The organism is Prevotella sp. MGM2 (assembly GCF_002933955.1).
In the GTDB taxonomy this organism is placed as follows: Bacteria; Bacteroidota; Bacteroidia; order Bacteroidales; family Bacteroidaceae; genus Alloprevotella.
This window is the reverse complement of sequence record NZ_BEWW01000147.1, coordinates 1-6486: the sequence shown is the minus strand read 5'-3', so window position 1 is coordinate 6486 and position 6486 is coordinate 1. Positions and strand designations below refer to the sequence as shown.

Sequence of the window (6486 nt, the reverse complement as noted above, 5' to 3'; positions counted from 1 at the left end):
ATGGAAAGCCCCGCTCCGCTGTTACAAAGATACAACTTTTTCAGACCAAAAGCAAGAAATGTTAAAACAGCACAAGGAAAACAGATAACGCCTCTTAGCGAGTCCTTTTATTGCTTATAATGAACATCATCGGACGGCTTTTCCCTAAAAATCAAAAAAAACGGGATTTTATTGACTGGTTAGCGTGTTGCAATCGGATATTTCATTTTAACTTTGCAAATCCTTTAATATATACATTTTATATAAGTAAGCATGAACACAACGCAAGAACTCGTTAAATCGATAGTGGAAGGTATTCAGGAAAAGAAAGGCCGCGACATTGTGGTGACTGACCTGACAAAAATAGAGACGGCTCCCGGAGCCTATTTCGTAATCTGTACCTGCAATTCGCCGCAACAGGTGGATGCGGTTACAGACAGTGTGGAGGAGTTTGCCCGCAAACGTGCCGGAGACAAACCGGCTGCCATTGCCGGCCGCGACAATTGCGTCTGGGTGGCTATGGACTACGGTACGGTGATGGTACATATATTTGTATCAGAATCCCGCGAACACTATGATTTGGAGCATCTTTGGGACGATGCCGGTGTAGAACATATTCCTAATCTTGACTGAAAAAAAGGGGACTTTGGTACGCAAATATCCTTTCGTAGGTTTTTAAAACTTATAGCATACATAATAAATAATGTCACAGCTAACGAACAATCAGAATAAAAAGACCAATATGCCGCGCTTCAACCTGAACTGGCTCTATATCGTCATCATCGTCGGGCTCGGAATCATGTTCTTCCAGGGACAGAATAATCCGGGAAGCGCCAACAAAGAGGTGAACTTCACTGTGTTCCGTCAATATTTGGAAAAAGGCTATGCCAAGGAAGTTGTCATTAACAAGACTGATGACAAGGCCGTGATGAAGCTTAAGCCGGAGAGTGAAAACGTCCGTAAGATTTTTGGCCATGGCCTTGACCGCACAGGCAATGCGCCCACCGTCACAACAGAATGCCCTCCCTTGCCCGATGCCTCGCTGAGCGCGTTGCTCGACAAACACGGAGTGCCTGTAACTTATGAAACCTCAGGCAACTTCTTTCTCACTCTCTTGAGCAACCTGTTGCCCATCATTCTGCTTGTAGGCCTGTGGTTCTATCTCATGAAGCGCATGAGCGGTGGTGGCGGAGGAGCAGCCAACGGTGTTTTTGGAGTGGGAAAAAGCAAGGCGCGTCTCTTCGAAAAAGGGAAAAACGGTACGCACATAACCTTCAAGGATGTAGCCGGACAGGAAGGCGCCAAACAGGAAGTGCAGGAGATCGTGGACTTTCTTAAAAATCCTAAGAAATACACCGATCTGGGTGGAAAAATTCCCAAGGGAGCCTTGCTTGTAGGCCCTCCGGGAACCGGAAAGACACTGTTGGCCAAAGCCGTGGCCGGCGAGGCAGAGGTGCCCTTCTTTTCAATGGCCGGCAGCGATTTCGTAGAAATGTTCGTTGGCGTCGGTGCAAGCCGCGTGCGCGACCTCTTCAGGCAAGCCAAGGAAAAGGCTCCCTGTATAATTTTTATTGACGAAATCGATGCCGTAGGGCGCTCGCGAGGAAAGAATCCCTCCTTCGGCGGAAACGACGAGCGGGAAAACACACTTAACCAGCTTCTGACGGAAATGGACGGCTTCGGCTCCAATTCGGGAGTTATCATTCTGGCCGCCACCAACCGTGTGGAAATTCTCGATCCTGCACTTTTGAGAGCCGGCCGCTTTGACAGGCAAATTCACGTAGACCTGCCGGAACTCTCAGAGCGCGTGGCCATATTCAATGTACATCTGGCACCGCTGAAACTTGAAGACGGACTCGATGTGGACTTCCTTGCACGACAGACTCCGGGCTTTTCGGGAGCAGATATCGCCAACGTCTGCAACGAGGCAGCGCTCATCGCCGCACGTCATAACCGCGCCACGGTAGGCAAGCAGGATTTCCTAGATGCCGTAGACCGTATCATCGGCGGACTGGAAAAAAAATCCAAGGTCATGACTCAAGCTGAAAAACGTACTATTGCCATTCATGAAGCGGGCCATGCCTCAGTGTCGTGGCTATTGAAATATGCCAATCCTCTAGTAAAGGTGACCATCGTACCGCGCGGACAGGCTCTCGGAGCAGCCTGGTATCTTCCCGAAGAGCGCAGCATCACTACCAAAGAGCAGATGCTCGACGAAATATGCGCGACCTTGGGCGGGCGGGCAGCCGAAGAACTTTTCACCGGCCATGTATCGAGTGGCGCACTCAACGATTTGGAACGCGTCACCAAGCGCGCCTATGGCATGGTAGCCTATTTGGGTATGAGTGACGAACTTTCCAATCTCTGTTACTACAATAATCAGGAATATAACTTCACAAAACCTTATTCAGAAAAGACAGCTGAAAAGATTGACGCAGAAGTTAAAAAACTTATAAATGAACAGTATCTCCGTGCCAGACAATTACTTTCCGACAATGCTGTCAAACATGGTAAATTGGCGCAAATCCTTCTGGACCGCGAAGTGATTTTCACAGAAGATGTGGAAAATATCTTTGGCAAGCGCCCATGGAAAAGTCGCGCCGACGAAATTTTGGAAGAGGAGCAGAAAGCCGCAGCGGAAAGTATGGCAGAGGCCAGAGCCGCAGAGATAAAAAATACAGAGAGGGATGTGGCAACGACTGCCGTCTGTGTGGAAGAAAATGCAGATACTGAAACAGCATCCTCAACAACCGGAACCGATACTGCCTCTCGTTCCGAAGGATTAACTGATAAAGATAATCAATAATAATGAAGAATTTGATTTTACGTTCAATGACGGGCGCTCTTTTTGTCGTTGTCCTTGTGAGTTGCATCGTATGGCACCATGTGGCGTTCGCTTTACTGTTTGCACTCATCACAGGACTGACACTTTGGGAGTTTGCCAATAACGTCAACAGTTACGCCGGCGCATCTGTCAACCGACTTATAAATGCCGTAGGTGGTATGTATTTGTTCGCAGCCTTTTATTATTATTTTTCCGGTTACGTGACGGGCGTACAGGAGTCACGCGTATTTATTCCCTACCTTATTACGCTAATCTATCTGCCTGTCAGCGAACTTTATCTGCGGAAGAAAAATCCGTTGAAGAATTGGGCGTACGCCTTCGCTTCGCAAATGTACATAGCATTACCTTTCGCGTTGCTTAACGTCCTGGCTTTCCAATATGACGCTTATGCCGACCGTGTGGAGTACGTAGCCATTGTGCCCCTGTCGGTATTTCTTTTTCTTTGGACAAGCGACACAGGAGCTTATTGCGTAGGCAGTTTGCTCCACAAATATTTCCCCGCCAAACTTTTTGAGCGCATTTCGCCAAACAAATCATGGGTAGGCAGTATCGGCGGCGGCTTGTTATGTCTGGTTGTGGCTACATTGCTGTGGCGCGTATACGGCCGTTTAAACTGGCTGCAATGGTGCGGTTTTGGTATCGTTGTGTGTGTGTTCGGTACGTGGGGCGACCTTGTGGAGAGTTTGTTCAAACGTCAGTTGGGCATAAAAGACAGTGGTCATCTGCTGCCCGGACATGGCGGCCTGCTCGACCGTTTTGATTCATCGTTACTGGCCATTCCTGCAGTTGTGCTGTATCTTTACACTATTACCGTTTTCTGATTATATGAAGTTTCCTGCCGAACATATAAAACAGTGGCTCAACGCTAATATCAACCATCGCATACGCCTTTACGCCGGCGCGGCTTTGGCTTTTGCTGCCGTAATCACTGTTGTATATTATTGCCGGCAGCCGGCTTCTCCTGAATTTACGATTACCGATCAGCTGGACGGCAATATTTTTCCGTCTGCCATCTTGTCTTTGGCTACCACAGATGAGCAAGTCATCAAGCCTGTAGACTCACTTTACGTGGGCAATCCTAAATCGTGCATCGCCGTCCGCCTGAAATCCGGCAGACCCAACAGTGTTGTGCGGATAGAGCTGGAGGGCACTCCTTTTTATGCGCGCTCCGTGTCTGAATTTGTTTTGCCGGAAGCCCGTACGGAGTACACCGTTTACCCCGATATACAATGGAACTATGAAGCGTTACGTCACAACGTTCAAGCCGAACCGGTCAGCGTAGTGGCAACAGTTGAGATGAACGGAGTCGCATTGGGGCAGCGCATGCGTACCTACTCCGTGCGTAGTGTGAACGAATGTCTTTTAGGATATAATGCCGTCTACCCTGACGGCAAACGCAAATTCGTCAGTACGCGTCTGTTGTTCGCTGCTTATGTCAACGAGGAAAACCCGCTTATAGACCAAGTGTTGCGCGAGGCCCTCAATACGCGTATCGTGAGACGTTTCCTTGGCTATCAGTCGGGAACTCCGGCTTCGGTAGACAAACAGGTCTATGCTTTGTGGCATGTTCTGCAAAAGCGAAATTTCAAATACAGTTCCATTTCCAACTCCAGTTTGTCGAGCAACGTAGTCTATTCACAGCGTGTGCGTACTTTCGATGATGCCTTCAGCACTTCACAGATAAATTGTGTGGACGGCAGTGTGCTGTTTGCCTCCCTGTTGCGTGCCGTCAATATCACCCCTGTGCTCGTGCAAATGCCCGGTCACATGTTCGTAGGCTATTATCGGGACAAAGAACACAAGGACCTGACCTTCCTTGAGACAACAATGATTGGAGATGTGTACTTGGACGATTACTTTCCCGAAGAACGACTTGATTCCACCATGCGGGGACGCACTCAGAGTGAAATGTCAAAACTGACCTTCGAGAAATCCAAGGAATATGCCAACCGCGAATATCGCAAGTATGAAAAAGACATACGGGCCAATAAGCAAGGATTCATGTTTGTGGAAATATCAAAAGCCGTGCGTGCTAAAATTCAGCCTATAGGTTGCTGAGTGCTCAGGCAGCGGCAAGATGAAACAAACGGAAGCGGGCATATTACCCAAAACAGTCCGGGAGACAGTCCTCCTCATAAGAAAATCCCTTTGTGCCGCAGGATATTCAGCTAAGAATGAATACTCCGTAGGCACAAAGGGATTTTTCCCGTTACTCCGATACAGACTGGTTAATACGCCATATCGGTATCTTATTTTTTCTTCGAAGCCTTAGGCAGGACTATTTTCATCCAGACGCCTTTATGGTCGGTAGGCCATATACCCAGCGGAGTGATAAAATTCTCTTTCATGGGATTAGGCGTCCGCACGCTCTTGGCAATGCTTTTCTCCGGACCAAAAATGCGGCAGTCCTTTATTTTAATACCCTTGCCCTTTAAGAAGAGATAATCAATGCGGTCGCGTTCGTCAGCTTTGGGCGCCCAAGTCAGCCGTTTCACTTCAACATCAGGATTGTCGGAAGGATAAGTGAAACCGGGATATTTCACGATGTTGGGATAGTACGTGCGATAAGCGTCCGAAAAGCCGGCTTTTTCAAGCATCGTAGTCACCGTCCACGGAATTACCAGTCCGTTGTGGTCATAAAGATTCGCCGTTTCAGCCGTCCAGTCCAGATGTGAAGGTTCATTGAAGTCACCGCCCAATATGATATTGTAGCCGGCCTTTTCATCCTTTTCCGCCTGTTTGATGAAGAGAGCTATAGCGTCATCGCGCAATGAAATGTCGCTGCGGCGCAATACTTCTTCAGCACTTGTGGGAATGGGAATTTCCGTCCAGTCCACGCCACTGTATCCGCGCACGTCGTAATAAGCGTCGTTCTGATAGTCGAGATGAGCCGTGTAGACGGCAAACCGGTGCCCCTTTGCCTCGCAGAGCAAACGGTATATGCTGCCATGGTCGCCCTCACAGGGGAAAACCGTAAGCGAGTCAGTGATGGGATAGCGGCTCAGAAGCCCCGTGTCATAACTATAGAAACTGTAATATTGCAGGCCGCGTTTCTGCAGATCATTTGTGAGCCGCAACGTAAAGTTGGTGTTCTTGTAATTGCGCACTTCACTCAATGTCACAAAGTCGGGTTGCAGCCTTACAATCTCGTCGACAATGGCATCGTAGCCTCCTTTCACCATTGTTCCTTCCTGCCAGATGTTCCATTGCAGTACGGTAAACTCGTCCGTCCTCTTGGCCGCAGACTGAAGAGCAGGTAAAAAAATCAGCAGTAAGACCGCCATTTTCCGTACCGTAGCCGGTAACCACGGTAGTGTTTGTAGATAAAAAAGTTTTAAGAACATGATATTTTGTGTTAGTCGTTCGCAAAGGTACGAAAATGAATGCAACAAAGCACTCGGATGATTTGTTTTTTCTTTCGTATGGTTGCGCACTTCACCGGAAGCCTCTATGAGCACAATGCACAACAGATGCATTACTTCAACAGCCCTTAAATCCTTTGCAATTGAAAGCCCGGAACCGCCAATCTACGCGCCGGAAAATATTGTTGAGGCCTTTTCCTTCTTCTGTTTGTGATTTTAACACAATTTGCTTTTGGGCGAAAAATGTCGTATCTTTGTAACAGCGGAGCGGGGCTTTCCAATGGGAAGTCCCGCTTTTTC

General features: G+C 48.2%; 5 protein-coding genes. 4 read left to right on the top strand and 1 reads right to left on the bottom strand.

The genetic code is table 11. The features are described from left to right. The first annotated feature begins 252 nt into the window (after positions 1 to 252). The 4 genes from rsfS (at position 253) to C5S62_RS03385 (ending at position 4882) form a co-directional block, all read left to right on the top strand. The gene (gene rsfS / locus C5S62_RS03400; protein WP_104404057.1) at positions 253 to 612 is read left to right on the top strand and encodes a ribosome silencing factor; all 360 of its coding nucleotides are present in this window, start codon (positions 253 to 255) and stop codon (positions 610 to 612) included. 70 nt (positions 613 to 682) lie between these two features. After that, the gene (gene ftsH / locus C5S62_RS03395; protein WP_104404056.1) at positions 683 to 2785 is read left to right on the top strand and encodes an ATP-dependent zinc metalloprotease FtsH; all 2103 of its coding nucleotides are present in this window, start codon (positions 683 to 685) and stop codon (positions 2783 to 2785) included. Between the two features lie 2 nt (positions 2786 to 2787). Further along, the gene (locus tag C5S62_RS03390) at positions 2788 to 3645 is read left to right on the top strand and encodes a phosphatidate cytidylyltransferase (RefSeq protein ID WP_104404055.1); all 858 of its coding nucleotides are present in this window, start codon (positions 2788 to 2790) and stop codon (positions 3643 to 3645) included. Between the two features lie 4 nt (positions 3646 to 3649). Next, positions 3650 to 4882: a hypothetical protein gene (locus C5S62_RS03385; protein WP_223301122.1), complete on the top strand. Its 1233-nt coding sequence runs from the start codon at positions 3650 to 3652 to the stop codon at positions 4880 to 4882. Positions 4883 to 5073: 191 nt separating this feature from the next. Here the strand turns inward: C5S62_RS03385 and C5S62_RS03380 are convergent, their stop codons facing one another. Further along, complete coding sequence (locus tag C5S62_RS03380) at positions 5074 to 6108, bottom strand: endonuclease/exonuclease/phosphatase family protein (protein WP_104404058.1); 1035 nt, start codon at positions 6106 to 6108, stop codon at positions 5074 to 5076. Between the last annotated feature and the right edge of the window lie 378 nt (positions 6109 to 6486).

What these genes read in the sequence shown, in the direction of transcription:
- C5S62_RS03390 (WP_104404055.1), top strand. Translation starts at nt 2,788, where the DNA reads ATGAAGAATTTGATTTTACGTTCAATGACGGGCGCTCTTTTTGTCGTT.
- ftsH (WP_104404056.1), top strand. Translation starts at nt 683, where the DNA reads ATGTCACAGCTAACGAACAATCAGAATAAAAAGACCAATATGCCGCGC.
- C5S62_RS03385 (WP_223301122.1), top strand. Translation starts at nt 3,650, where the DNA reads ATGAAGTTTCCTGCCGAACATATAAAACAGTGGCTCAACGCTAATATC.
- rsfS (WP_104404057.1), top strand. Translation starts at nt 253, where the DNA reads ATGAACACAACGCAAGAACTCGTTAAATCGATAGTGGAAGGTATTCAG.
- C5S62_RS03380 (WP_104404058.1), bottom strand. Translation starts at nt 6,108, where the DNA reads ATGGCGGTCTTACTGCTGATTTTTTTACCTGCTCTTCAGTCTGCGGCC.